This window comes from Variovorax sp. W1I1, assembly GCF_030815625.1.
GTDB classification, from domain to species: domain Bacteria; phylum Pseudomonadota; class Gammaproteobacteria; order Burkholderiales; family Burkholderiaceae_C; genus Variovorax; species Variovorax paradoxus_C.
Genome location: NZ_JAUSWZ010000001.1, coordinates 4,875,495 through 4,901,176, shown reverse-complemented (window position 1 = coordinate 4,901,176; position 25,682 = coordinate 4,875,495). Strand labels below are relative to the sequence as shown.

Annotated in this window: 20 protein-coding genes and 1 pseudogene; 13 read left to right on the top strand and 8 right to left on the bottom strand. The window is 66.9% G+C overall.

Annotated elements, in window-relative coordinates:
• The first annotated feature begins 142 nt into the window (after window positions 1-142).
• From QFZ83_RS22985 to QFZ83_RS22940, 10 genes are all read left to right on the top strand, one after another.
• The gene (locus tag QFZ83_RS22985) at window positions 143-1,597 is read left to right on the top strand and encodes an aldehyde dehydrogenase family protein (RefSeq protein WP_306880257.1); all 1,455 of its coding nucleotides are present in this window, start codon (window positions 143-145) and stop codon (window positions 1,595-1,597) included.
• 63 nt (window positions 1,598-1,660) lie between these two features.
• Complete coding sequence (locus tag QFZ83_RS22980) at window positions 1,661-2,626, top strand: ABC transporter substrate-binding protein (RefSeq protein WP_307510361.1); 966 nt, start codon at window positions 1,661-1,663, stop codon at window positions 2,624-2,626.
• Between the two features lie 142 nt (window positions 2,627-2,768).
• A complete protein-coding gene (gene chvE / locus QFZ83_RS22975) occupies window positions 2,769-3,839 on the top strand; it encodes a multiple monosaccharide ABC transporter substrate-binding protein (RefSeq protein WP_013539577.1) in 1,071 nt (356 codons plus the stop codon).
• Window positions 3,840-3,874: 35 nt separating this feature from the next.
• Window positions 3,875-5,401 (top strand): multiple monosaccharide ABC transporter ATP-binding protein, encoded by a 1,527-nt coding sequence (gene mmsA / locus QFZ83_RS22970; protein WP_041943335.1) that lies wholly within the window; start codon window positions 3,875-3,877, stop codon window positions 5,399-5,401.
• Window positions 5,388-6,596, top strand: coding sequence for a multiple monosaccharide ABC transporter permease (gene mmsB / locus QFZ83_RS22965; RefSeq protein ID WP_013539579.1), 1,209 nt, complete (start codon window positions 5,388-5,390; stop codon window positions 6,594-6,596). The genes mmsA and mmsB overlap by 14 nt, the downstream gene beginning before the upstream one ends.
• Before the next feature lie 4 nt (window positions 6,597-6,600).
• Complete coding sequence (locus tag QFZ83_RS22960; RefSeq protein ID WP_013539580.1) at window positions 6,601-8,124, top strand: sugar ABC transporter ATP-binding protein; 1,524 nt, start codon at window positions 6,601-6,603, stop codon at window positions 8,122-8,124.
• Window positions 8,121-9,155, top strand: a complete 1,035-nt coding sequence (locus QFZ83_RS22955; protein WP_307510357.1) for an ABC transporter permease — start codon at window positions 8,121-8,123, stop codon at window positions 9,153-9,155. Before QFZ83_RS22960 ends, QFZ83_RS22955 begins: the two co-directional genes overlap by 4 nt.
• The gene (gene yjfF / locus QFZ83_RS22950; protein WP_307510354.1) at window positions 9,152-10,180 is read left to right on the top strand and encodes a galactofuranose ABC transporter, permease protein YjfF; all 1,029 of its coding nucleotides are present in this window, start codon (window positions 9,152-9,154) and stop codon (window positions 10,178-10,180) included. Before QFZ83_RS22955 ends, yjfF begins: the two co-directional genes overlap by 4 nt.
• A 45-nt stretch (window positions 10,181-10,225) precedes the next feature.
• Entirely contained in the window at window positions 10,226-11,974 is a 1,749-nt protein-coding gene (locus QFZ83_RS22945; protein ID WP_307510351.1) for an IlvD/Edd family dehydratase, read from the top strand.
• A 9-nt stretch (window positions 11,975-11,983) separates the two neighbouring features.
• Window positions 11,984-12,901 (top strand): dihydrodipicolinate synthase family protein, encoded by a 918-nt coding sequence (locus tag QFZ83_RS22940; protein WP_307510348.1) that lies wholly within the window; start codon window positions 11,984-11,986, stop codon window positions 12,899-12,901.
• Between the two features lie 43 nt (window positions 12,902-12,944).
• Here QFZ83_RS22940 and QFZ83_RS22935 read toward each other — a convergent pair.
• Window positions 12,945-13,817 (bottom strand): annotated as a pseudogene (locus tag QFZ83_RS22935) (LysR family transcriptional regulator); the annotation flags it as partial.
• Between the two features lie 119 nt (window positions 13,818-13,936).
• Here QFZ83_RS22935 and QFZ83_RS22930 point away from each other — a divergent pair.
• Entirely contained in the window at window positions 13,937-14,716 is a 780-nt protein-coding gene (locus QFZ83_RS22930) for an SDR family NAD(P)-dependent oxidoreductase (RefSeq protein ID WP_307510345.1), read from the top strand.
• Between the two features lie 24 nt (window positions 14,717-14,740).
• On the opposite strand, the gene QFZ83_RS22925 is transcribed toward QFZ83_RS22930, so the two are convergent.
• The 5 genes from QFZ83_RS22925 to cphA (QFZ83_RS22905) form a co-directional block, all read right to left on the bottom strand.
• Window positions 14,741-14,995, bottom strand: coding sequence for a hypothetical protein (locus QFZ83_RS22925; RefSeq protein ID WP_042580210.1), 255 nt, complete (start codon window positions 14,993-14,995; stop codon window positions 14,741-14,743).
• Window positions 14,996-15,124: 129 nt separating this feature from the next.
• Window positions 15,125-15,628, bottom strand: a complete 504-nt coding sequence (locus tag QFZ83_RS22920) for a hypothetical protein (protein WP_307510342.1) — start codon at window positions 15,626-15,628, stop codon at window positions 15,125-15,127.
• 31 nt (window positions 15,629-15,659) lie between these two features.
• A complete protein-coding gene (locus tag QFZ83_RS22915) occupies window positions 15,660-16,070 on the bottom strand; it encodes a hypothetical protein (protein ID WP_307510340.1) in 411 nt (136 codons plus the stop codon).
• 163 nt (window positions 16,071-16,233) lie between these two features.
• Window positions 16,234-18,801 carry a cyanophycin synthetase gene (gene cphA, locus QFZ83_RS22910; protein ID WP_307510336.1) on the bottom strand — a complete coding sequence of 856 codons (2,568 nt, stop codon included), beginning with the start codon at window positions 18,799-18,801 and terminating at the stop codon, window positions 16,234-16,236.
• 37 nt (window positions 18,802-18,838) lie between these two features.
• Window positions 18,839-21,076, bottom strand: coding sequence for a cyanophycin synthetase (gene cphA / locus QFZ83_RS22905; RefSeq protein ID WP_307510333.1), 2,238 nt, complete (start codon window positions 21,074-21,076; stop codon window positions 18,839-18,841).
• 139 nt (window positions 21,077-21,215) lie between these two features.
• Here cphA (QFZ83_RS22905) and QFZ83_RS22900 point away from each other — a divergent pair, with 139 nt between their 5' ends.
• Together QFZ83_RS22900 and QFZ83_RS22895 are read left to right on the top strand one after the other, a co-directional pair.
• Window positions 21,216-23,489, top strand: a complete 2,274-nt coding sequence (locus tag QFZ83_RS22900; protein ID WP_307510330.1) for an ABC transporter ATP-binding protein — start codon at window positions 21,216-21,218, stop codon at window positions 23,487-23,489.
• Window positions 23,486-23,965, top strand: a complete 480-nt coding sequence (locus tag QFZ83_RS22895; RefSeq protein ID WP_306880242.1) for a DUF1854 domain-containing protein — start codon at window positions 23,486-23,488, stop codon at window positions 23,963-23,965. Before QFZ83_RS22900 ends, QFZ83_RS22895 begins: the two co-directional genes overlap by 4 nt.
• Before the next feature lie 7 nt (window positions 23,966-23,972).
• Here QFZ83_RS22895 and QFZ83_RS22890 read toward each other — a convergent pair whose 3' ends face one another.
• Together QFZ83_RS22890 and QFZ83_RS22885 are read right to left on the bottom strand one after the other, a co-directional pair.
• On the bottom strand, window positions 23,973-25,118 hold the full coding sequence (locus tag QFZ83_RS22890) for an acyltransferase (RefSeq protein WP_307510327.1): 1,146 nt from the start codon (window positions 25,116-25,118) through the stop codon (window positions 23,973-23,975).
• A gap of 86 nt (window positions 25,119-25,204) precedes the next feature.
• Window positions 25,205-25,615: a DUF2177 family protein gene (locus tag QFZ83_RS22885; protein ID WP_013539595.1), complete on the bottom strand. Its 411-nt coding sequence runs from the start codon at window positions 25,613-25,615 to the stop codon at window positions 25,205-25,207.
• Window positions 25,616-25,682: the final 67 nt, after the last annotated feature.

The following is a 25,682-nucleotide window of genomic DNA, read 5'->3' as shown; positions in this document are numbered from 1 at the left end:
TTCGTGGAACTAAGGGCTTATCGGGTTTTCCAGAATCCGGCGATCGATATGCATTTTGTCGAAAAAACGATTGGATCGATATCAATTCTGTTCCTAGACTCACGCCAGTTCAAACAAAGAGACAAGAAAGATCGGCGCCCTCGTGATCCACGGTGAGATCCATCAGAACGTGCGGCAGTACATCAACGGCCGCTGGGAAACCAGCGCGACCACGGGTATGAGCGCCAATCCTTCGGACACCAGCGAGGTGGTCGCCGAGTACGCACGTGCCGACCGCCGCCAGGCCGAAGCCGCCATCCGAGCGGCCACCGAGGCCTTTCCGCACTGGAGCCACAGCACCCCGCAGCGCCGTGCCGACGTGCTCGACCGCATCGGCGCCGAGCTCCTGGCACGCAAGGACGAACTGGGCCTGCTGTTGGCGCGCGAACAGGGCAAGACGCTGCCCGAGGCCGTGGCCGAAACGGCGCGCGCGGGGCAGGTCTTCAAGTTCTTCGCGGGCGAAGCGCTGCGCGGCGGCGGTGGCGAGAACATGGCCTCGACGCGGGCCGGCGTGCAGGTCGACGTGACGCGCGAAGCGGTCGGCGTGACCGGGCTCATCACGCCGTGGAACGCCCCTTTCGTGATTCCCGCCTGGAAGATCGCGCCTGCGCTCGCCCATGGCAACAGCGTCGTGTTCAAGCCGGCCGAGCTGGTGCCGGCCTGCGGCTGGGCGCTGGCCGAGATCATCAGCCGCGCGGGCTTGCCGGCGGGCGCCTTCAACCTCGTGATGGGCAGCGGCCGCGAAGTGGGCCAGGCGCTGGTCGACAGCGCGCTGGTCGATGCGCTGAGCTTCACCGGCTCCGCCGCAAACGGCGAGCGCGTGCTGCAGGCCGCAGCCACCCGGCGCGCGAAGGTGCAGCTGGAGACCGGCGGCAAGAACGCGCTCGTCGTGCTGGCCGATGCCGACCTCGACCGCGCGGTGGACTGCGCAGTGCAGGGCGCCTACTTTTCCGCGGGCCAGCGCTGCACGGCATCGAGCCGGCTCATCGTCGAGGCGGCGGTGCACGACGCCTTCGTGGCGAAGCTGCGCCAGCGCCTCAAGACACTGAAGATCGGCCACGCCCTGGAGCGCGGCATCGACATCGGCCCGGTGGCCGACGAAGAGCGGCTTGCGATGAATCTCGCGTGGGTCGACATCGCGCGCGAAGAAGGTGCCGAGCATGTGTGGGGCGGCGAAGCGCTCGAGCGTTCGACGCCCGGCTATTACATGAGCCCCGCGCTGTTTCTCGCGAAGCCTTCGCACCGCATCGCGCGGGAAGAAATCTTCGGCCCCCTGGCCTGCGTGCTGCGCGCCGACGACTACGACCAGGCGCTGGCGCTGTGCAACGACACGCCCTTCGGCCTGTGCGCGGGCATCTGCACCAACTCGCTCAAGCATGCGATGCATTTCAGGCGCCATGCCGTGGTCGGCATGACGATGGTGAATCTGCCGACCGCGGGGGTGGATTTCCACGTGCCCTTCGGCGGCCGCAAGGGGTCGGGCTACGGGCCGCGCGAACAAGGGCGCCACGCCGCGGAGTTCTACACGACGGTGAAGACCGGCTACATGCTGGCCTGAGCCGTCACAACAATCGGTTCTCGAACGGTTCTCAACAAGCAAATCCACAGAAGGAGACATCCCATGACCATGAATCGCCGCACCCTCAACACCGCACTCGCCGCTGCAGCCCTGGGCAGCATGCTGCCCGTGTCCGCGCTCGCGCAGAAGAAGCTCGTGCTGGGCTTCGCACAGGTGGGCGCCGAGAGCGAATGGCGCACCGCCAACACCGAGTCGATCAAGTCCTCGGCCAAGGAGGCGGGCATCGAGCTCAAGTTCTCGGATGCGCAGCAGAAGCAGGAGAACCAGATCAAGGCGATCCGCTCGTACATCGCGCAGAAGGTCGACGTGATCGCGTTCTCGCCGGTGGTCGAATCGGGCTGGGAAACCGTGCTGCGCGAAGCCAAGGCCGCCAAGATCCCGGTGGTGCTGACCGACCGCTCGGTGAACACCAAGGACGACACGCTCTACGTGACCTTCATGGGTTCCGACTTCGTCGAGGAAGGCCGCAAGGCCGGCCGCTGGCTCGTCGAGAAGATGAAGGACCAGAAGGGCGAAGTGAACATCGTCGAGCTGCAGGGCACCGTGGGCTCCGCGCCGGCCATCGACCGCAAGAAGGGCTTCGAGGAAATCATCAAGGCCGATCCGAAGTTCAAGATCATCCGCTCGCAGACCGGCGACTTCACCCGCGCCAAGGGCAAGGAAGTGATGGAAGCCTTCCTCAAGGCAGACGGCAAGAAGATCAATGTGCTCTTCGCGCACAACGACGACATGGCGATCGGCGCGATCCAGGCCATCGAGGAAGCCGGCATGAAGCCCGCGAAGGACATCACCATCATCTCCATCGACGGGGTGAAGGGCGCGTTCGAAGCCATGATCGCCGGCAAGCTCAACGTGTCGGTGGAATGCAGCCCGCTGCTCGGCCCGCAACTGATGAGCGCCGTGAAGGACATCAAGGCCGGCAAGGCGCTGCCCAAGCGCATCGTGACCGAGGAAGGCATCTTCCCGATGGAAGTGGCCGCCAAGGAATTCCCGAACCGCAAGTACTGAGTACTCCCCCAGGCTACGCGCACTTCGTGTCGCTTCGCCAACCCCCTCGCCGGGGGCAACACCAGCGGCCCGGCAAAGCCGGTTCCGCGGTGTTCCTTGAACAAGACAACACCCATCAAAGAAAGACGGAGTTCATCGCACCATGAAACGCAATTTCCTCAAGGCCTCGCTCGCGGGCCTCGCCTTTGCCGTCGTCGGCTTCACGCCGCTGGCCAATGCGCAGGACAAGGGCCTGATCGCCATCTCGATGCCCACCAAGTCGTCGGCCCGCTGGATCGCCGACGGCGCCAACATGGTCAAGTACTTCAAGGAAAAGGGCTACAAGACCGACCTGCAGTACGCGGACGACGACATCCCGAACCAGCTCGCGCAGATCGAGAACATGGTGACCAAGGGCTCCAAGGTGCTGGTCATCGCGGCCATCGACGGCACCACGCTGTCCGACGTGCTGCAGAAGGCAGCCGACAAGGGCGTGAAGGTCATCGCGTACGACCGGCTCATCAAGGGCTCGAAGAACGTCGACTACTACGCCACCTTCGACAACTTCCAGGTCGGCGTGCTTCAGGCGCAATCGATCGAGGCGGCCCTGGGCTTGAAGAGCGGCAAGGGCCCGTTCAACATCGAACTCTTCGGCGGATCGCCGGACGACAACAACGCCTTCTTCTTCTACAACGGCGCGATGTCGGTGCTGGAGCCCTACATCAAGAGCGGCAAGCTCGTGGTGCGCAGCAAGCAGATGGGCATGGACAAGGTCGGCACGCTGCGCTGGGACGGCGCCGTGGCGCAGGCGCGCATGGACAACCTCCTGTCGGCCTACTACACGAAGGACCGCGTGGATGCGGTGCTGTCGCCGTACGACGGCCTTTCGATCGGCATCCTGTCGTCGCTCAAGGGCGTGGGTTACGGCTCGGGCACGCAGGCGATGCCCATCGTCTCGGGCCAGGACGCCGAGGTGCCTTCGGTCAAGTCGATCCTGCGCAAGGAACAGACCTCCACCGTGTTCAAGGACACGCGCGAGCTGGCCAAGGTGACGGTCGCGATGGCGGACGCCATGCTCTCGGGCAAGACGCCTGAAGTGAACGACACCAAGACCTACAACAACGGCATCAAGGTCGTGCCCTCGTACCTGCTGAAGCCGGTGAGCGTGGACGCCTCGAACTGGAAGCAGGTGCTGGTGGACAGCGGCTACTACAAGGAAAGCCAGGTCAAGTGAGCACGGTGAGCGCAGACGGGCGCACGATCCTCGAGATGCGCGGGATCACCAAGACGTTCCCGGGGGTGAAAGCCCTCAGCAACGTCAACCTCGCCGTGCGCGCGGGGGAGATCCACGCGGTGGTCGGCGAGAACGGCGCGGGCAAGTCGACGCTCATGAAGGTGCTGAGCGGCGTCTACCCGTGCGACTCGTACACGGGCGAGATCCATTTCGAGGGCGAGCTGCGCCGCTTCAAGACGATCGCCGACAGCGAGAAGCTGGGCATCATCATCATTCACCAGGAGCTCGCGCTGGTGCCGCTGCTCTCGATTGCCGAGAACCTGTTTCTCGGCAACGAGATCGCGAGCGGCGGCGTGATCGACTGGTTCGCCGCCTATGCGAGGACGCGCGAGCTGCTCGCCAAGGTGGGCCTGAAAGAGCTGCCCACCACGCTGGTGACCGACCTGGGTGTCGGCAAGCAGCAGCTGGTGGAAATTGCGAAGGCGCTGGCCAAGGAGGTGAAGCTCCTCATCCTCGACGAGCCCACCGCCAGCCTGAACGAGAACGACAGCGATGCGCTGCTGATGCTGCTGCTTGAACTCAAGCGCCAGGGCATCGCATCGATCCTCATCTCGCACAAACTCAACGAGATCGCCAAGGTGGCCGATTCGATCACCGTACTGCGCGACGGCGCGACGGTGGAAACCATCGACTGCCGCAGCGACCCGATCAGCGAAGACCGCATCATCCGCGGCATGGTCGGCCGCGACATGGAACACCGCTACCCGCAGCGCTCGCCGAAGATCGGCGAGACGGTGTTCGAGGTTCGCGACTGGCGCGTGCACCACGCGCTGCATGCCGACCGCGAACAGATCAAGGGCGTGAACCTGCATGTGCGCCAGGGCGAGATCGTCGGCATCGCGGGCCTCATGGGCGCGGGCCGCACCGAACTGGCGATGAGCGTGTTCGGCAAGTCGTACGGGCAGCGCATCAGCGGTTCGGTGCTCATGCACGGCAAGCCGGTGGACGTGAGCACGGTGCGCAAGGCCATCGACCACGGCATTGCCTACGTCACCGAAGACCGCAAGGGCCTCGGGCTGGTGCTGGAAGAAGGCATCCGCAAGAACATCAGCCTCGCGAACCTCGATGCGATTTCCGAACGCTCGGTGATCGACGACGGCCGCGAATTCAAGGTCGCCAACGACTACAGGAAGGCGCTGAACATCCGCTGCTCGGGCGTCGAGCAGCTGGTGGTCAACCTGTCGGGCGGCAACCAGCAGAAGGTGGTGCTGAGCAAGTGGCTCTTCACCAAACCCGAACTGCTGATATTGGACGAACCCACGCGCGGCATCGACGTGGGCGCCAAGTACGAGATCTACACCATCATCGACCAGCTCGCGAACGAGGGCAAAGGCATTCTCATGATTTCTTCCGAACTGCCCGAGTTGCTCGGCATGTGCGACCGCATCTACGTGATGAACGAGGGGCGCTTCGTCGCCGAGTTCACGGCAGCCGAGGCATCGCAGGAACGCATCATGCATGCCATCGTGAGCGCAGGGAGTTCCGTTCATGTCGCAGCCTGAAGCCAACGCGGTGCAAGGCGCCGCTCCTGTTGCCTCCCCGAAGCTGCACGTCGGCTTCCTGAAGAACAACCTGCGCGAATACGGCATGCTGATTTCGCTGGTCGCGATCATGGTGCTGTTCCAGGTGCTGACCGACGGCACGCTGCTGCGGCCGCTGAACCTCACCAACCTGCTGCTGCAGAACAGCTACGTCGTCATCATGGCGCTGGGCATGCTGCTGGTGATCGTGGCAGGGCACATCGACCTGTCGGTGGGCTCGGTGTGCGGCTTCATCGGCGCGCTCGCGGCGGTGTTGATGGTGGAGTACGAATGGCACTTCGTGCCCACGGCCATCGTGAGCATCGTGGCCGGCGCGGTGATCGGCGCCGCGCAGGGCTGGTTCGTCGCGTTCCGCAAGATCCCGTCGTTCATCGTCACGCTCGCGGGCATGCTGGTGTTCAAGGGGCTCACGCTGGCGCTGCTCGCCGGGCAATCGGTGGGGCCGTTTCCGGTGGAGTTCCAGCGCCTGAGTTCGGGCTTCATTCCCGATCCGCTCGGCGGCGACACCTTGCGCACCACCTCGCTGGTCGTGGGTGCGCTCGCTGCCGCGGCCCTGGTGTTCTTCAAGCTGCGCGGACGCGCCAAGCTCAAGGCGCACGGCATGGAGCAGGAGCCCTACGCCTTCTTCCTCGTGAAGAACCTGTTCTTCGCGGCGATCATCCTGTTCTTCAGCTACCTGCTCTCCACCTACAAGGGCCTGCCCAACGTGCTGGTGGTGATGGCGGTGCTGATCGTGGTGTACGACTTCGTCACCAACCGCACGACCATCGGCCGGCGCATCTATGCGCTGGGCGGCAACGAGAAGGCCGCGCGGCTGTCGGGTGTGAAGACGCAGCGGCTCGCGTTCCTCACTTTCGTGAACATGGGCGCGCTCGCCGCACTCGCGGGCCTCGTGTTCGCGGCGCGGCTCAACACGGCCACGCCCAAGGCGGGCCTGGGTTTCGAACTCGACGTGATCGCGGCCTGCTTCATCGGCGGTGCGTCTGCATCGGGCGGCGTGGGCCGGGTGATGGGCGCGGTAATCGGCGCCTTCATCATGGGCGTGATGAACAACGGCATGTCGATCCTGGGCATCGGCATCGACTACCAGCAGGTCATCAAGGGACTGGTGCTGCTGGCGGCCGTGTTCATCGACGTCTACAACAAGAACAAGTAACCGCATGACCGAGCGCACGACCCTCGCCCCCGTGCTCGAGCTGCGGGGCATCCACAAGCAGTTCGGCGGCATTCCGGTGCTGAACGATGTCCAGCTGCGGCTGTACCCGGGCGAGGTGCATGCGCTGATGGGACAGAACGGCGCGGGCAAGTCGACGCTGATCAAGGTGCTCACCGGCGTGCTGCCGTCCAGCGGCGGCGAGATGTTCTTCGACGGCCAGGCCATCCGGCCCGGCTCGCCGCTGGAGGCGCAGAAGCTGGGCATCAGCACGGTCTACCAGGAGGTGAACCTGTGCCCGAATCTCTCGGTGGCGGAGAACGTGTTCGCGGGGCGCTATCCGCGCTGCGGCGCGTTGCAGGGTTTTCGCATCGACTGGGCGGCGGTGAACCGCCGCGCGGCCGAATTGCTGGCGCGCATCGGGCTCGACATCGACGTGACGCGCCTGCTGTCCAGCTACTCGGTCGCGGTACAGCAACTGGTGGCGATCGCGCGCGCGCTCGGCGTGTCGTCGAAGGTGCTGATCCTCGACGAGCCGACATCGAGCCTCGATGACGACGAAGTCGAGAAGCTGTTCGAGGTGCTGCGGCGCCTGCGCAGCGAGGGGCTCGCGATCGTCTTCGTGACGCACTTTCTCAACCAGATGTACGCGGTGTCGGACCGCATCACCGTGCTGCGCAATGGCAACTGGGTGGGCGAATGGAAGGCGGCGGACCTCGGCCCGCAAGCGCTGATCGCGGCGATGCTCGGTCGCGAACTGGCTGCGCAGTCGGCACGGCCCGCCGCGCTGCCGGCATTCGATGAAGCCGCGCCCGCCTTGCTGCAGACCGAAGGGTTGGGCCAGGCCGGGCAGTTGCAGGCCACCGACCTGCGCGTGCGTGCCGGCGAAGTCGTCGGCATCGCGGGGTTGCTCGGCGCAGGCCGCACCGAGCTGGCGCGGCTGTTGTTCGGCCTTGAATCGCCCGACCGCGGCGTGCTCAAGGTCGACGGCCGCGCCGTCACTTTCTCGAACCCGGCCGATGCGATCCGCGAAGGACTCGCGCTGTGCCCCGAAGAGCGAAAGACCGACGGCATCGTGGCCGAGCTGTCGGTGCGGGAGAACATCGCTCTGGCTTTGCAGGCACGCCTGGGCACACGGAAATTTCTTTCGCACGCCGAGCAGACCGCGATGGCCGAGCGCTTCGTCGCCTCGCTGGGCATCAAGACGGCGAGCGTCGAAACCCCCATCGGCCTGCTCTCGGGCGGCAACCAGCAGAAGGCCATGATCGCGCGCTGGCTCGCGACCGAGCCGCGCCTGCTGATCCTGGACGAACCCACGCGCGGCATCGACGTCGCGGCCAAGCAGGAAATCATGGAAGAGATCCTGCGGCTCGCGCGTGCGGGCATGGCGGTGGTCTTCATCTCGTCGGAGATGAGCGAAGTGGTGCGCGTGGCGCATCGCATCGTGGTGCTGCGCGACCGGCAGAAGGTGGGCGAGTTGCCGGGCGGCTCGACCGAGGACGAGGTCTACGAAATGATTGCTGCAGCATGAACCGCTTCTCGTCCCTCATGAGCCATCGCCTCGCCTGGCCCATCGTCACATTGCTTTTGCTGCTCGCGATCAACACCGCGTTCAACGCCAGCTTCCTGCATCTCGAATGGCGCGACGGCCACTTGTACGGCAGCCTCATCGACATCTTGAACCGCGCGGCGCCGCTGGTGCTGGTCTCGCTCGGCATGACGCTCGTGATCGCCACCCGCGGCATCGACATCTCGGTCGGCGCGGTGGTGGCCATTGCGGCGGCGGTCGCGGCCTGGATGATCGGCGGCTCTGTCGCGAGCGACGTGAGCCGCTTCCCGATGCCGCTCGCGATCCTTGCGGCGCTCGCCGTCGCGCTGCTGTGCGGCCTCTGGAACGGTTTGCTGGTCGCCAAGGTCGGCATGCAGCCGATCATCGCGACGCTGATCCTCATGGTCGCGGGCCGCGGCATCGCGCAGCTCGTCGCGGACGGGCAGATCATCACGATCTACTACAAGCCCTTCTTCTTCCTCGGCAGCGGCTACCTGCTGGGCCTGCCGTTCTCGCTGTTCATCGTGACGGCGGTGTTCGTGCTGCTGTACCTCGCAATCACGCGCACGGCCCTCGGCCTGTTCATCCAGGCGGTGGGCATCAACCCGACCGCGGCGCGCGTGGCGGGCATCCAGTCGCGGCGGCTCGTCGTCGGCGCGTATGCGTTCTGCGGCCTCTGCGCGGGCGTGGCGGGTCTCTTGATCAGCTCGAACGTGAAGAGCGCGGACGGCAACAACGCCGGCCAGTTGCTGGAGCTCGACGCCATTCTTGCGGTCACGCTCGGCGGCACGGCGCTCACGGGCGGCCGCTTCAGCCTGGTGGGCAGCGTGATCGGCGCGCTGATCATCCAGACGCTCACCTATGCGATCTATTCGCTCGGCGTGCCGCCGGAAATCAACCTCGTGGTGAAGGCGGTGGTGGTGTTCGTGGTGATGCTGTTGCAGTCGCCGGAGTTCAGGTCGGAAGTGCGGTCGCTGGTGCAGCGGCCGGCGTATGAAGGGGGACGGGCATGAGCGCGGTGATCGAGACGAACGCTGCTCCCTCGCCTCAACCCGTTCCTCGGAAAGAGGGCAGGGCAGGGCTCAACCCGAAGTACCTGCCGCTCACGGCCACCATCTCGCTGTTCGTTCTGATGGCGACGCTGGGCTCGGTGTTCTACGACGGCTTCTTCTCGGCGCAGGTGTTCCTCAACCTGCTGATCGACAACGCCTTCCTCATCGTCGTCGGGGTCGGCATGACCTTCGTGATCCTCTCGGGCGGCATCGATCTCTCGGTGGGCTCGGTGATTGCGCTCACGACGATGGTGTCGGCCTCGCTGGTCGAGAAGCACGGCTGGAGCCCGGCCATCGTGATTCCGCTGGTGCTCGCGATGGGCACCGCCTTCGGCGCGTTCATGGGCCTGCTCATCGAGCGCTTCCGGCTGCAGCCCTTCATCGTCACGCTCGCGGGTATGTTCCTCGCGCGCGGGCTCTGCTATCTCATCAGCATCGATTCGATCAGCATCACCAACGAGTTCTATTCGGAGGTCTCGCAGATCCGCATTCCGATCTGGGGCGAAGCCTCGGTCTCGATCAGCGCGGTGATCGCCATCGTGGTGCTGCTGGCCGCGGTGTTCATCGCGCACTGCACGCCCTTCGGCCGCGCGGTGTACGCCATCGGCGGCAGCGAGCATTCGGCAATGCTGATGGGCCTGCCGGTGCGCCGCACGCTCGTGGGCGTGTACACGCTCTCGGGCTTCTGCTCGGCGCTGGCGGGCGTGATCTTCACCTTCTACATGCTCTCGGGCTACGGCCTGCATGCGCTCGGGCTGGAGCTCGACGCCATCGCGGCGGTGGTGATCGGCGGCACGCTGCTCACCGGCGGCGTGGGCTATGTGGCGGGCACGCTCTTCGGCGTGCTGATGCTCGGGATCATCCAGACGCTGATTTCCTTCGACGGCACGCTGAGCTCCTGGTGGACGCGCATCGTCGTCGGCGCGCTGCTCTTCGTGTTCTGCCTGCTGCAACGCTTCTTCACGTCGCGCGCACCCCGGCGCTGACGTTCTTTTTTTCCTTCTCCCTCTTTTCTCTCAGGACACTTTCGCATGCCGGACACCCCTCCGAAGAAACTGCGCTCGACCGAATGGTTCGGCTCGGCCGACAAGAACGGCTTCATGTACCGCAGCTGGATGAAGAACCAGGGCATTCCGGACCATGAGTTCGACGGCCGGCCGATCGTCGGCATCTGCAACACCTGGTCGGAGCTCACGCCGTGCAACGCGCACTTCCGCAAGATCGCGGAGCATGTGAAGCGCGGCATTTCGGAAGCGGGTGGCTTCCCTGTCGAGTTTCCGGTGTTCTCGAACGGCGAATCGAACCTGCGGCCCACCGCGATGCTCACGCGCAATCTCGCGAGCATGGATGTGGAAGAAGCCATCCGCGGCAATCCGGTCGATGCCGTCGTGCTGCTCACCGGCTGCGACAAGACCACGCCGGCGCTCCTGATGGGCGCGGCAAGCTGCGACATCCCGGCCATCGTGGTGACCGGTGGGCCGATGCTCAACGGCAAGCTCGAGGGCAAGGACATCGGCTCGGGCACCGCCGTGTGGCAACTGCACGAATCGCTGAAGGCCGGCGAGATCAACCTGCACCAGTTCCTCTCGGCCGAGGGTGGCATGTCGCGCTCGGCGGGCACCTGCAACACGATGGGCACCGCCTCGACCATGGCCTGCATGGCCGAGGCGCTGGGCACTTCGCTGCCGCACAACGCGGCGATTCCGGCGGTCGATGCGCGGCGCTATGTGCTCGCGCAGATGTCGGGCATGCGCGCGGTGCAGATGGCCAAGGAAGGGCTCACGCTCTCGAAGATCCTCACGCGCGAAGCGTTCGAGAACGCCATTCGCGTGAACGCGGCCATCGGCGGATCGACCAATGCGGTGATTCACCTGAAGGCGATTGCGGGCCGCATCGGCGTCGACCTCGAACTGGAAGACTGGACGCGCATCGGCAGCAACACGCCGACCATCGTCGACCTGATGCCCTCGGGGCGCTTCCTGATGGAAGAGTTCTATTACGCGGGTGGGCTGCCCGCCGTGCTGCGCCGGCTCGGCGAGAACGGATTGCTGCCACACCCCGATGCGCTCACGGTCAACGGCCAGTCGATCTGGGACAACGTGCGCGAGGCGCCGAGCCTGAACGACGAGGTGATCCGCCCGCTCGACAACCCGCTGATCGCCGATGGCGGCATCCGCATCCTGCGCGGCAACCTCTCGCCGCGCGGCGCGGTGCTCAAGCCCTCGGCGGCAACGCCCGAACTGCTCAAGCACCGCGGCCGCGCCGTGGTGTTCGAGAACCTGGAGCACTACAAGGAACGCATCGTGGACGAGTCGCTCGACATCGATGCGAGCTGCGTGATGGTGCTCAAGAACTGCGGCCCCAAGGGCTACCCCGGCATGGCCGAGGTCGGCAACATGGGCCTGCCGCCCAAGCTGCTGCGCCAGGGCGTGAAGGACATGGTGCGCATCTCGGATGCACGCATGAGCGGCACGGCCTACGGCACGGTGGTGCTGCACGTCGCACCCGAAGCGGCAGACGGCGGGCCGCTCGCGGCGGTGCGCGATGGCGACTGGATCGAGCTCGACTGCGATGCGGGGCGCCTGCACCTGGACATCAGCGATGAAGAGCTGTCTGCGCGCCTGGCGTCGCTGTCCGCCTCCGATGCGCAACCGATGAGCACGCGCGGCGGCGGCTACCAGAAGCTCTACGTCAACCATGTGCTGCAGGCCGACGAAGGCTGCGACTTCGACTTTCTGGTGGGCTGCAGAGGCTCCGCCGTTCCACGCCATTCACACTGACCACACACCATGACCCCTAGATACCGCGGCATCTTCCCGGTGGTGCCGACCACCTTCACCGAACAGGGCGCACTCGACCTGGAAAGCCAGAAGCGCTGCGTCGATTTCATGATCGACGCGGGCTCCGACGGGCTTTGCATCCTCGCGAATTTCTCGGAGCAGTTCGTGCTGTCGGACGAAGAGCGCGAGGTGCTCACGCGCACGATGCTCGAACACGTGAAAGGCCGCGTGCCTGTGATCGTGACGACCACGCACTACAGCACCAAGGTCTGCGCCGAGCGCAGCCGCCGCGCGCAGGACATGGGCGCCGCGATGCTGATGGTGATGCCGCCGTACCACGGCGCCACCTTCCGCGTGCCCGAGCCGCAGATCTTCGAGTTCTATGCGGGACTGTCCGATGCGGTGGGCATTCCGATCCTGATCCAGGATGCACCCGCGAGCGGCACGGTGCTGTCGGCGCCGTTCCTTGCGCGCATGGCCAAGGAGATCGAGCACGTCGCGTACTTCAAGATCGAGACCGCCAATGCGGCCGCGAAACTGCGCGAGCTGATCCGCCTGGGTGGCGACGCCATCGAAGGCCCGTGGGACGGCGAAGAGGCCATCACGCTGATGCCCGACCTCGATGCCGGCGCGACCGGTTCGATGACCGGCGGCGGCTATCCCGATGGCATCCGCCCGATCATCGAAGCGCACCGCGCGGGCGACCGCGACAAGGCCTTCGCGCTCTATCAGCAGTGGTTGCCGCTCATCAACTACGAGAACCGGCAGGCGGGCCTGCTGGCCTGCAAGTCGCTCATGAAGGAGGGCGGCGTGATCGCTTGCGAGGCACCGCGGCATCCGCTGCCGGCGATGCATCCCGCAACGCGCGCCGGGTTGATCGAGACGGCGAAGCGGCTGGACCCGCTGGTGCTGCGCTGGGGGCGATAGTCATTTCGCTGCCCTCGACGAAGTAGGGCGCGAGGAGTTCGGCCAGCCAGTCCATCACCGCAAGCACGCGCGGCGCGAGCTGCCGCCGGTTGGCGTACACCAGCGACACCGGCATGGGCCGCGCGGTGAACGCCGGCATCACCTCCACCAGTGAGCCGGCCGCAAAGCAGGGCAGCAGCCCGCCGACCGGTGCCTGGATCAGGCCGAGGCCCGCGACCGCCGCGGCGTTGTAGGCATCGGTGCCGTTCACCGTGACGATGGCGCGCACCGGCTTGATTCGGTAGCGGCCCTGGGCCGCGTCGAAGTATTCCCAGCCGGCGTCGTTCGGCGAGAGGGTCTGCGCGAAGTGCACGATGCGGTGCTGCGCGAGGTCGGCCAGCGTGTGCGGTGTGCCGTGCGCCCGCAGGTAGGCCGGGCTTGCGGCGTTGGCCATCCGCATGAAACCGAGCGGCCGCGCGATGAGCTCGGAGTCGCCCAGAGCGCCCACGCGCAGCACGCAGTCGAAGCCCTCGTTCACCAGGTCGACGCGGCGGTCGGTGGTGCTGATGCCGATCTCCAATGCAGGATGCCGCGCGAGGAATTCGGGCAGGCGCGGAATGACAAGGTCGCGCGCCAAGGTGGCCGGCAGGTCGATGCGCAGGCGCCCCGTGAGGCCGCCGGTGTTCGCGCGGAACATGGTGGCCAGTTGCTCGCCTTCGGAGAGGTAGTCCCTGCAGCGGTCGAGAAAGCGCTCGCCGTCTTCGGTGAGCCGCACGCTGCGCGTGGTGCGCTGCAGGAGCCGCGTGCCCAGGCGCTCTTCGAGGTGCTGCACGGCCACCGAGACGCGAGCGCGGGTCAGGCCGAGCTGGTCCGCGGCGCGGCTGAAGCTCGCGAGCTCGGCGACCCTCGAGAAGATGCGCAGTTCGTCGGTGTTCATGGCGGCAGATTGTTTCTTCTTCAGATAACAGTGTGCGCAGTTTGGCGGAATTTATCTTTCTGCCGGTAATTTTTAAAGTCCACGTATCGATTCACCGATCAACACCCGAGGACTTTGAAATGACCGCTTCCAGCACTTCCAATCCATCCCGCATCGCACTCATCACCGGCGGCAGCCGTGGCCTCGGCCGCAGCGCCGCGCTGGCGCTTGCCGCCGATGGCGTCGATGTGATCCTGACCTACGTGTCGAACGAAGCCGCCGCAAAGGCGGTGGTCGCCGAGATCGAGGCGAAAGGGCGCCGCGCCGTCGCACTGCAACTCGACGTGGGCGACAGCAAGGCCTTCGCCGCGTTCGCGGAGTCGGTGAAGGCGGTGCTCGCGGCCACCTGGCGGCGCGAGCGCTTCGACTTCCTGGTGAACAACGCGGGCGTCGGCCTGCATGTGAACTTCGAGGACATGACCGAAGCGCAGTTCGATGCGCTCTACAACATCCACTTCAAGGGCACGTACTTCCTCACGCAGAAGCTGCTGCCGCTCATCAACGATGGCGGGCGCATCGTCAACGTGTCGACGGGGCTGACGCGCTTCGCCATGGAAGGCGCTTCGGCCTATGCCGCGATGAAGGGCGCCGTGGAAGTGCTGACGCGCTACCTCGCCAAGGAACTCGGCAAGCGCGGCATCGCCGCGAACACGATCGCGCCGGGCGCGATCGAAACCGACTTCAGCGGCGGCATGGTGCGCGACAACGCCCAGGTGAATGCGATGGTGGCGGGCTTCACCGCGCTCGGACGCACGGGCAAGCCCGACGACATCGGCGGTGCGATCGCGGGCTTGCTGGGAGAGGGGAGCCGCTGGGTGAATGCCCAGCGCATCGAGGTGTCGGGCGGGATGTTCGTCTGAGCGGTATCCCGGCGACAGGGACGGTCAGCTTTTCTCGAGTTCGGTGACCTGCAGCGACAGGTCGAACAGCTTGGACTTGCTCGCGTAGTAGCGGTCCAGGCGCCATTCCTTCAGGATGTCCATGGCGAGCTCGAAGCTCTTGTAGTCGAGGGAATAGAGCGTGACCAGCTCGAAGCTGCGTTCGGACTCCAGGGCCAACACGAGCTGGGCCAGGATCTTGGCCGATTCGTTGGCCGGGTCCGTTTCTATGAATCGGCGAGCGACCTTGATGGCATTCATGGGAAAGAGTTCCTCGGTGGGCAGGGACCGAGAACTATAGCTAGCAGGTCACCGTCTTTTGTGACAGTCTCGTGACAATCAAGGGCATCCCCGCCGCGTCGTGCGACGCGGGCGGCGATGCCTTCGGGATCAGCGCAAAGGTGCCGGCATCGGCGCGGGGCGCGGCGGCGGCATCATCGGATCGGGCATTCGCTCCGCAGGCATCGGCGCCATGATCGGCGCGGGTGCGCGCTCGGCGGGCATCGGTGCAGGCATCACGACGGTGGTGACCGATTCGCGGATCACGCCGCCGCCCATCACGCTGCCTTCGACGCTGGCACTGGTGTTGCCCGCGCCGCCGAGCACGCGGGCTTCGCAATCCCTGCGGTCACCGGGCGACTGCTGCAGGCCGCAGCGCGCGAGCGCATTGGCGCGGTAGTCGGGCGCGCCGGTCAGGCCGCCGCGCGCGGCTTCCTGGCGGGCGGCGCCAGCTTCGCGGATGCAGGCTGCGCGGTCTTGCTGGTTGTGGCCGCAAACCGCGAGTTCCTGCTGGTAGGTGCCGCCGCGCGAGCCTTGTGCGGAGGCGATGCCGGCGGTGGCCATGCCGCCGACGGCGAGCAGGGCAAGGACGATCGAGGGGGTGTTGCTTTTCATGATGTGCTCCTTGGAGTGATCGATCTGCAAATCAACGTGCCGGCGCGGGTTGGGCCGGCAGCGGGGTCACGGTTTCGCGGATCACGCCGCCGCCCATCACGCTGCCTTCGGTGGTGGTGCGCCCGCCGCCCTTGATGCGGGCTTCGCAGTCGGCCTGATCGGCCGCGGGCTGCTCGGCGCAGCGCGCCAGGGAATTGACCTGGCCGCGTGCCGGGCTCGGCGTGGTGAGGCCGGCGCGGCCGGCTTCCTGTTTTGCAGCACCGGCTTCGCGCAGGCACGCCGCGCGGTCTTGCTGCACGCCATCGCACACGGCGCGTTCCTTCTGTGCGCGGGCATCGGTGCCCGGCGCCTGTGCGCTGGCGGTCTGTGCGCCGAAGACGATGAAGCCGCTGGCGGCAAGGAATGCCGTGGCGGAAAGAAGGGAACGAACTGTTGTTGTCATGCGGGCTCCTGGTTGGGACGCGACCTCGCCGGAGGTTCGCGACCGGAGCCACAGTCTGCTGCCCGCCAGGGGCTGCCGCGTGTGGGACAGCCCTGTGTTCAGCGGGCGGGCCGGACACGCCCTTCGGTGTGGGACATGTCCGTCAACCCATGCGCCAGCCTGCTCAGCCTGCTGCGATGCGCTGTGCCAGGTGAGCGAGCGCTTCCTCGACCTGGTCGACCAGAATCAGCGACAGGTCGCCGGGTTGCAGGCGGGCCAGTGCCGCATCGATCGCCACGAACTCGCCGCGAATCTCGTCGATCTGGCGCGTGCGACCCGCGCCCTGCAGGCCCTGGCGCAGCAGCGCCATCACCTCGCCGTCCGCACGGCCCCTTTGCGCGGCGTCCTGGTACAGGATCACATCGTCGAAGGCTTCGCCGAGGATGGCCGTCTGGTCGCGGATGTCCGAATCGCGCCGGTCGCCCGCGCCGCTGATCACCACCGAGCGCTTGTTGGCCGGCATCGTGTCCACGGCCGAGACCAGCGCGCGCATGGCGTCGGTGTTGTGGCCGTAGTCGGCGATCACGGTGGCGCCGCGGTAGTCCATGACGTTGAAGCGCCCGGGCACGCCGGCCGCGTCGTTCATGAAGCTCGCGAGGCCGCTGCGGATGGTGTCCCAGTCCAGGCCCACGGCCCAGGCCGCGGCCACCGAGGCCATCACGTTGTCGACCTGGAAGCCGATGGTGCCGTTGCGCGTGATCGGCACGTCGCGCAGCGGGATGCGCTCGCGCCATGAGCCTTCGGCGGCCACCAGCGTGTCCTGGTCGACGTACACGGTGCGCTTGCCCTGCGCGCGGTGCGTGGCCATCACCGGGTGCATGCGGTCGGCGGTGAAGAAGATCACGTGGCCGGGGCAGCCGGCCGCCATCGCGGCGACGTTCACGTCGGCCGCGTTGAGCACCGCGTAGCCATCGGCGGCCACGTTGCGCACGATCACGCGCTTCAGCACCGCGAGGTCTTCGACGGTGGTGATGTAGTTCAGGCCCAGGTGGTCGCCGCTGCCGATGTTGGTGACCACGGCCACCTGGCAGCGGTCGAAGCCGAGGCCCTCGCGCAGCACGCCGCCGCGGGCCACTTCGAACACGGCCGCATCGACGTCGGGGTGCATCAGCACGTTGCGTGCGCTCTTCGGGCCGCTGCAGTCGCCGCTGTCGGTCTGCCGGCCATCGACGTACACGCCGTCGGTGTTGGTCATGCCGGTGCGCAGGCCGCTGGAGGCGAGCAGGTGGTTGATGAGGCGCGCGGTGGTCGTCTTGCCGTTGGTGCCGGTGACCGCGACCACGGGAATGCGGCCGTCGTCGCCGTGGGCGAACATGGTGTCGACCACCGCTTCGCCGACCGCGCGGCCGCGGCCGAACGAAGGCGAGATGTGCATGCGAAGGCCGGGCGCGGCATTCACTTCGACCACGCCGCCGTGCTGCTCTTCGAGCGGGCGCAGCACGTTCTCGCAGACCATGTCGACGCCGCAGATGTGCAGGCCGACCATCTGCGCCGCATCGACCGCGCGCGCGGCCACTTCGGGGTGCACGGTGTCGGTCACGTCGGTGGCGGTGCCGCCGGTGGAAAGGTTCGCGTTGTTGCGCAGCACCACGCGCTGGCCGCGCTCGGGCACGCTCTCGGGCGTGAGGCCCTGCGATTCGAGCCGGCCGATGGCGATGTCGTCCAGGCGGATCTTGGTGAGCGAGGTGGCGTGGCCTTCGCCGCGGCGCGGGTCGAGGTTCACGGTGTCCACGAGCTGGCGCACGGTGAGCTGGCCGTCGCCGATCACCTGCGGCGGATCGCGCCGCGCGGCGGCCACGAGCCGGTCGCCCACCACCAGCAGGCGGAAGTCGAAGCCCGGCAGGAATTTCTCGACCATCACCTCGCCATAGACGGCGGCCGAGTCGTAGGCCGAGGTCAGTTGTTCCTTGGTGGTGATGTTGACGGTGACGCCCTTGCCCTGGTTGCCGTCCTGCGGCTTGACCACGACCGGCAGGCCGATTTCGCCAGCCGCGACCCAGCCGTCTTCGGCGCTGGTGACGGGGCGGCCCAGCGGCACCGGCACGCCGGCGGCGTTGAGGAGTTGCTTGGTCAGTTCCTTGTCCTGCGCGATCGATTCGGCCACGCCGCTGGTGCTGTCGACTTCGGCCGCCTGGATCCGGCGCTGCTTGGAGCCCCAGCCGAACTGCACCAGGCTGCCGCTTGTCAGGCGGCGGTACGGAATGCCGCGCGCCACGGCCGCATCGACGATGGAGCCGGTGCTCGGACCGAGGCGCTCGGATTCGTCCAGGTCGCGCAGGTCGGTGATGGCGGCGGTCGCGTCGAAGGGCGTGTCGGCCTGCGCGGCGGCGATCAGCGCTTCGGCCAGCTCGATGGCGCGGCGGCCTACGGCCTCTTCGCTGTACTGGAACACGACCTGGTAGACGCCGTCTTCCACGGTCGGCGCGGTGTGGCCGAAGTTGACCGCGCAGCCGGCCTGCGCCTGCAGCGCCACGGCCGCGTTTTCGAGCACGTGGGCGAGCGCCAGCGGCTGGCCCAGCACCATCGGGTGCAGTTCGCCGATGGTCGGGAAGCGGGCGCGCAGGCGCGCTTCGAAACCGGCGAGCTTGCTGATGGCGTTTTCATCGCCTTCGCAAGCCACGACCGCCTCGATGGCGGTGTGGCGGCTCCAGAGATTGGGCCCGCGAAGGGCTCGGATGCGGGTGACTTTCATGGGGCTTGCGGGAGCTTGCGGTCGGGCGCTGGGCGCCTCAGACGAATTGAGGTTGAAGGGGCTGCGTTTGCGACAGTTGCAGCGAAGCCAGGGCCGCCTGCAGGTCGGCTTCGAAAGCCTCCACGCCGGCGCCGATCAGGTTCAGCGGAATGCCCATGGCCCACGCGGCGCCCACGGCGGCCAGCACGCTTTCGAGGCTCACGCCGGCATGGGTGGCGCGCCAGATCGTGAGGCGGCCCAGGCCCGGCAAAAACGATTCGCTGCTGCCGTTGGCCAGCACCACGCGGTCCTGCCGCACGAGCACGGCCTTGCCGCCGGTGCTCTGGTGCGCGGTGAGCGCGGCAGCCTGCGGGTCGGCCGAATACAGGATGACGGCGCCATCGCACAGCGGCGCAAGGCCCGCCACGCGCGCATCGGCCGCGTTCAGCACGGCCGTGCCTTCGCCCAACACCACGTCGACCTGGGTGCGCAGCACCTTCACCATCTGGTCGCTCTCGGTGATGTCGTAGTCGGCGAGGGCTTCGGCGCCTTCCAGGTCGGTCACGATGCCGACTTCGCAGCGGTCGTAGGCCAGGCCGTCGCGCAGGATGGTCTCGGCGCCGTTCTCGATCACCACGGCCTGCACCGCGCGGTTCACCAGCAGGCGATGGCCGGCTTCCCAGTTGGCGCTGTCGCGCGCATCGACACGGCGGCGCTCCAGGAACAGGCCGTCGCGGCAGGCCAGGCCCGTGTGGCGCCCGCCCAGGTTGATGAGCCAGGCGACGAGGCGCGCGAGCACCGCGGTGTCCTGCGAGCCGGCCACGCCGACCACCGGAATGCGGCCGGGCGCGTCGTTGGGGAACAGGTGGTCGCAGATCGCGCGGCCCACCGGGCGCGGCGAACCGACGGCCGGCTTCAGATGCATCAGCAGGCCCGGGCCGGCATTGACTTCGACGATCGCGCCGCGCTGGGGGCCGAGCGGCTTGGAGATGTCCTGCGCCACGAGGTCGATGCCCGCGATGTCCAGGCCCACGACGCGCGCGGCCAGCACAGCGGCGTGCGCGACTTCGGGGTGGACCTGGTCGGTGCAGTCGTTGGCCATGTTGCCGTTGCGCTGGATCGTGACCACGCGGCCGGCGGCCGGCACGGCGGCGCCGTCCAGCTCCTGGCGCTTGAGTTCGAGCTGCAGCTTGGCGTCGGTGGCCAGCACGATCAGGTCGAGCGGGTATTCCTCTTCGGCGCCGCGGCGCGGGTCGCTGTTGAGCTGCTTTTCGATGAGCTCGGCCACGCTGAGCTTGCCGTCGCCGGTCACGGTGATGATCTCGCCGCGCGCGGCCGCCACCACTTCGCCGCCCACCACCAGGAGGCGGTGTTCGTGGCCGCGGATGAAGCGCTCGACCATCACGTCGCTGCCCTCGGGCTCCGCGACCGCGAAGGCGGCCATGACTTCTTCGCGCGTCGTCAGCTCGAGCGACACGCCGCGGCCGTGGTTGGCGTCGGAGGGCTTCACGACCACCGGCAGGCCGATGTCTTCGGCGGCTTCCCAGGCTTCCTCGGCGCTGGAAACGATCTGGCCTTCGGGCACCGGCACGCCGCAGCTCGCGAGCAGGGACTTGGTCAGTTCCTTGTCGCTGGCGATCGATTCGCCGATGGCGCTGGTGTAGTCGGTCTCGGCGGTCCAGATGCGCTGCTGGTTGGCGCCGTAGCCCAGTTGCACGAGGTTGCCGCTGTTCAGCCGCATGTGTGGGATGCCGCGGTCGGTGGCGGCGGAGACGATGGCGGCGGTGCTCGGGCCGAGGTAGCAGTCTTCGACCTTGGCCTTGACCGCGTCGACGGCCTTTTGCACTTCGGCAGCGCTGAACGGGTCGTTGTTGATGGCGGCCATCAGCAGGCGGTGGCCTTCGGCCAGCGCCACCCGGGCGACCTGCTCGTCGCGCGCCCGGAACACCATGCGGTAGACGCCGTGCTCCGAGGTGCTACGGGTTTGCCCGAACCCGGTCGGCATGCCGGCCAGGTTCAGCAGTTCGATGACGACGTGTTCGAGCACGTGGCCCGACCAGGTGCCTTCGGTCAGCCGCTGGATGAAGCCGCCGCGCTCGCCCACGCCGCAGTGGTGCTCGATGAGCGCCGGGAGCAGGCCCGTGAGGCGGTCGGTGAAGCCGTCGATCTTGTTGGAGGGAAAGTCTTCCAGTTGGCCCAGATCGAGCCAGACTTCGAGCACCGGACGGTAGGTCCAGAGGTTGGGACCGCGCAAATAGTTGATGCGCAGCAGGCGGATGTCGTCGAAACGGGTCATGAAAACGTTCGATGTGCTTTGGCCGAGCACCACGGCGCCTTCAAGCGCGCCCATGGCAATCAGTCAGAATCGGCGCCCGACAAAGGACGCCATGGCGCGGTCCCTGCGGCCCGCGACGGGCAAGAGTCAAAGAAACACAATGCAACATCACGATCCAGTCGGCACCCGGGAGGGAGAAATCGAGGCGGCTTCAGGTGCGCTGAAAAACCGGCTCGCAGTCGCGGAAAACGTTCTGGTAACACTGGCGGTTGACCTCGATTACGAACTTCGTTTCGCTTCCGGCCTAGTTGCCCTGACTGACCAGCGCCTGATTGCGCTGGAACCGGGCGGCGAATGGCGTGAGTGGCCACTCACAGAACCGGCACTTCAATTGCTTCTGGCCGACCATTCGGGCGTCGGCACGCTCGACCTGATCGGCCCCGATGGCCGCCTGGCGCGCTGGCGCTACACGCTGGCCAGCCAGGCCAACGCGCTGCGCCTTCTCAAGCTGTTCGGTCAGCGCGCAGATGCTGTCGCCGAAGCGACAGCAGACGCCATCGACGGCGACGAGCCGGCCGATACCGAACTCCAGACCCCGCCCTCGACCTGGGTGCTGCTGCGCCTGGGCCGTTTCGCCAAGCCGTACAGGAAGCAGCTTTTCCTCGGGTTTTTCCTGACCCTGCTCTCGACCGCCGCCACGCTGGTCCCGCCCTACCTGACCATCCCGCTGATGGACGACATCCTGATCCCGTTCCAGAACGGCAAGCAGATCGATCCCTCCCGCGTCGCCCTTTACCTGAGCGGGCTGCTCGGCGCCGCGCTGCTGGGCTGGGGCCTCGGCTGGGCGCGCACTTATCTGCTGGCGCTGGTGTCCGAGCGCATCGGCGCGGACCTGCGCACCAGTACCTACGAACACCTGCTGACCCTGCCGCTCGACTATTTCGGCGGCAAGCGCACCGGCGACCTGATGTCGCGCATCGGCTCGGAAACCGACCGGATCAACGTCTTCCTGTCGCTGCACGCGCTGGATTTCGCCAACGACGTGCTGATGATCGTCATGACGGCGGCCATCCTGATCTCCATCAACCCGCTGCTCGCGGTGGTCACGCTGGTGCCGCTGCCCTTCATCGCCTGGATGATCCACGTGGTGCGCGACCGCCTGCGCACCGGCTTCGAGAAGATCGACCGCGTCTGGTCGGAAGTGACCAATGTGCTGGCCGACACCATTCCCGGCATCCGCGTGGTCAAGGCCTTTGCGCAGGAACGCCGCGAAGCCGACCGCTTCCGCACCGCCAACGCCTACAACCTGCAGGTCAACGACAAGCTCAACCGCACCTGGTCGGTGTTCACGCCGACGGTGTCGCTTCTGACTGAAATCGGCCTCCTCGTGGTGTGGGGCTTCGGCATCTGGCAGGTGGCGCGCGGCAGCATCACCGTGGGTGTGCTCACCGCCTTCATCGCCTACATCGGCCGCTTCTATACGCGGATGGACTCGATGAGCCGCATCGTCTCGGTCACGCAGAAGGCGGCCGCCGGCGCCAAGCGAATCTTCGACATCCTCGACCATGTGAGCAACGTGCCCGAACCGGTGAATCCGGTGAAGGTGGAGCGCGTGCAGGGCCGCATCGAGATGAGCGGGCTGGGTTTCCGCTACGGATCGCGCGCGGTGATCCACGACCTCGATCTCGTGATCGAACCCGGCGAGATGATCGGCCTCGTCGGCCACAGCGGCTCGGGCAAGAGCACGCTGGTCAACCTGATCTGCCGCTTCTACGACGTGACCGACGGCGCCATCAAGGTCGACGGCACCGACATCCGCCGCTTCGCCGTGGCCGATTACCGGCGGCATGTGGGGCTCGTGCTGCAGGAGCCGTTTTTGTTCTTCGGCACCATCGCGCAGAACATCGCCTACGGCAAACCCGACGCCACGCGCGCGGAAGTGGTGGCCGCGGCCCGCGCCGCGCACGCGCACGACTTCATCCTGCGCCTGCCGCACGGCTACGACTCGCTGGTCGGCGAGCGCGGCCAGGGGCTCTCGGGCGGCGAGCGCCAGCGCATCAGCATTGCGCGCGCGCTGCTCATCGATCCGCGCATCCTGATCCTCGACGAAGCCACCTCGGCGGTGGACACCGAGACCGAGAAGGAAATCCAGAAGGCGCTCGACAACCTCGTGCAGGGCCGCACCACCATCGCCATCGCCCACCGCCTGTCGACGCTGCGCAAGGCCGACCGGCTCGTGGTCATGGACCGCGGCGAGGTGGTCGAGGTCGGGCCGCACGATGCGCTCATGGCCAAGCAGGGCGCGTATTGGCGGCTCTACCAGGCGCAGTTGCGCCAGGCCGACGACGATGCGAGCGAAGGTGCTGTCGACGAACGCGCCGGCGCGCAGTTGCCGATGATCAGCCACGCAGCACACCCGGCAGGCGACGCATGACCGACACCACCATCACCACTTTCGATCTCGCGCGCGACGCCTTCGGCCGCCTCGTGCTGACCGACGCACAGGGCGAGCGCCATGTGGGCATCACGCCCGTGCGCGCCTTTCCGCTCACCGCGCCTGGCGAGGGCATCTCGCTGGTCGGCGGCGATGGCCGTGAGCTGGTCTGGATCGACCGCGCCGAGACGCTGCCGCCCCAGACCCGGGCATTGCTCGAAGAAGAACTCGCGGTGCGCGACTTCGCCCCCACGCTCCTGAAGCTGCACAAGGTCTCCAGCTTCGGCGTGCCCAGCACCTGGACCGTGAGCACCGACCGCGGCGACACCAGCTTCGTGCTCAAGGCCGAGGAAGACATCCGTCGGCTCGAAGGCGGCGCGCTGCTGATTGCGAGCGCGCACGGCGTGCAGTTCCGCATTCCCGATGTGAAGGCGCTGGACCGGCCTTCGCGCAAGCTGCTCGAGCGCTTTCTCTAGGCCGAGCTCAGAGCGGACTGCGCTTTCCGGCCGGCCCAAGCGCCGCGGCGGCGGCATCGCAGCCCGGCAGCGGCGTCTTCGACAGGGCCGCCTGCTTTACCGCCTTGGCCCAGCGGTGGCCCCAGTCGGTGATCGGCTTCTCGAACCAGCGGTAGAGCTGGTCCGAGAGCACCAGTGCCAGGGCGAACGAAAGAAAGAGCAGCGTGCCGCCGACGATGGTGGGCGCCGGCAGCAGCGCGATCACCGTGTGCGCGGCAACGTACTGCACCAGGTACATCGCGTACGAGCGATGCCCGACGAACACCAGCGGCTTCGACGCCAGCGCCCGCGCGATCCAGGTGCGGCTGGCGACGAGCGCCGGGATCAGCATCGCGATCAGCAGGCTGTACAGCGCGATGGCCGATGCATCGCCGATGCGCCCGGCAATCACCGGAAAGCGCCGGTGCACCACCAGCAGCGCGACCACCAGCGCGATGGCCGTGCCGTGGTTCATGAGGCCGCGCACCAGGGAGAAGGTGCGGCGCGAATTCATCAGCAGGGCCAGCGCCGAGCCGAACAGCATGCCCACGTAGTTCTGAGGAAGCAGAAGGTCCCAGCGGAAGCCGCCGATGTCGATCATGGCCAGCGCCGCGAGGCAGAAGCCGACAGTCGCCAGGCCCGAGCGGAGCGTCGTGCCGAAGACCACCAGCAGCGTGGGCCAGACGAGGTAGTACTTCCATTCCACGCCCAGCGTCCAGGTCATGTGCAGCGGCGCGACGTTGGCCATCTCGTTGAGCAGCGTCAGGTAGTAGGGCGTGGCCGCCTTCATCTGCTCCCAGGTGCCGTCTTGCGCCAGGTAGCTCAGGGCGAGCACCGCCAGCAGCACCAGCAGGTAGAGCGGCAAGAGGCGCGTGGTGCGGCGGATGTAGAACGCCTTGAGCGAGATGCGGCCGGTGCCGTCGCGCTCGCGCAGCAGCAGGGTGGTGATCAGGAAGCCGGAAAGAACGAAGAAGGCGTGAACGCCGAGCCAGCCCGAGAAACGTGTCCAGCCGATGCCGCCGAAATGGTCGCTGAATACAAGGAAGACCGAGATGGCCCGCAGGCCGTCGAGTGCGCCGAAATTGCGTGTGCCCTGAAAGTCTTCGAAGCTGATCGCGGTGCCGCGCTCGCCCATCTGGTTGTCCCCTGCATCGTTGGTGCAGGATTTTGCCTTGACAAGGCGTTACAACCACCTGACTAAAGTCATAGTGTGGGACGGAATCAACGCCCTGCGAACCAGCGCAAGGCCAGGGCGCCGGCCGCGGCGGCCACGCCGCTCACCAGCGTGCCCCAGGCGATGTCGATGAAGGACAGGGCCAATGGCCAGTTGCGGATCACCGCCAGGTTGGTCAGGTCGTAGGTGGCGTAGCAGAAGAGCCCGAAGAGCCCGCCCAGCACCGCCGCACGCGTGATGCTCTGCGCCTCGATGCCCGGCAGGATCGCGAAGATCAGCAGGCCGACGGGGTACAGCAGGTAGAACACCGCCGCGAAGGCCAGCCGGGGCTCCGGCGACATCAGGTCGCCCATGGCCTGCTGGTACATGTTCTTGGCGACGACGCCGAGCCAGAGCATGTCGATCACCAAAAGCACGATGAAGGTGGCGGCCCATGCGACGAGGTGTTTGGTGCTCATCCGCGGGATCGTATCCGCGCGCCGGGGGAGCCCTGCGAAAATCGCGTCTTTGGACTACAGCGCCTTT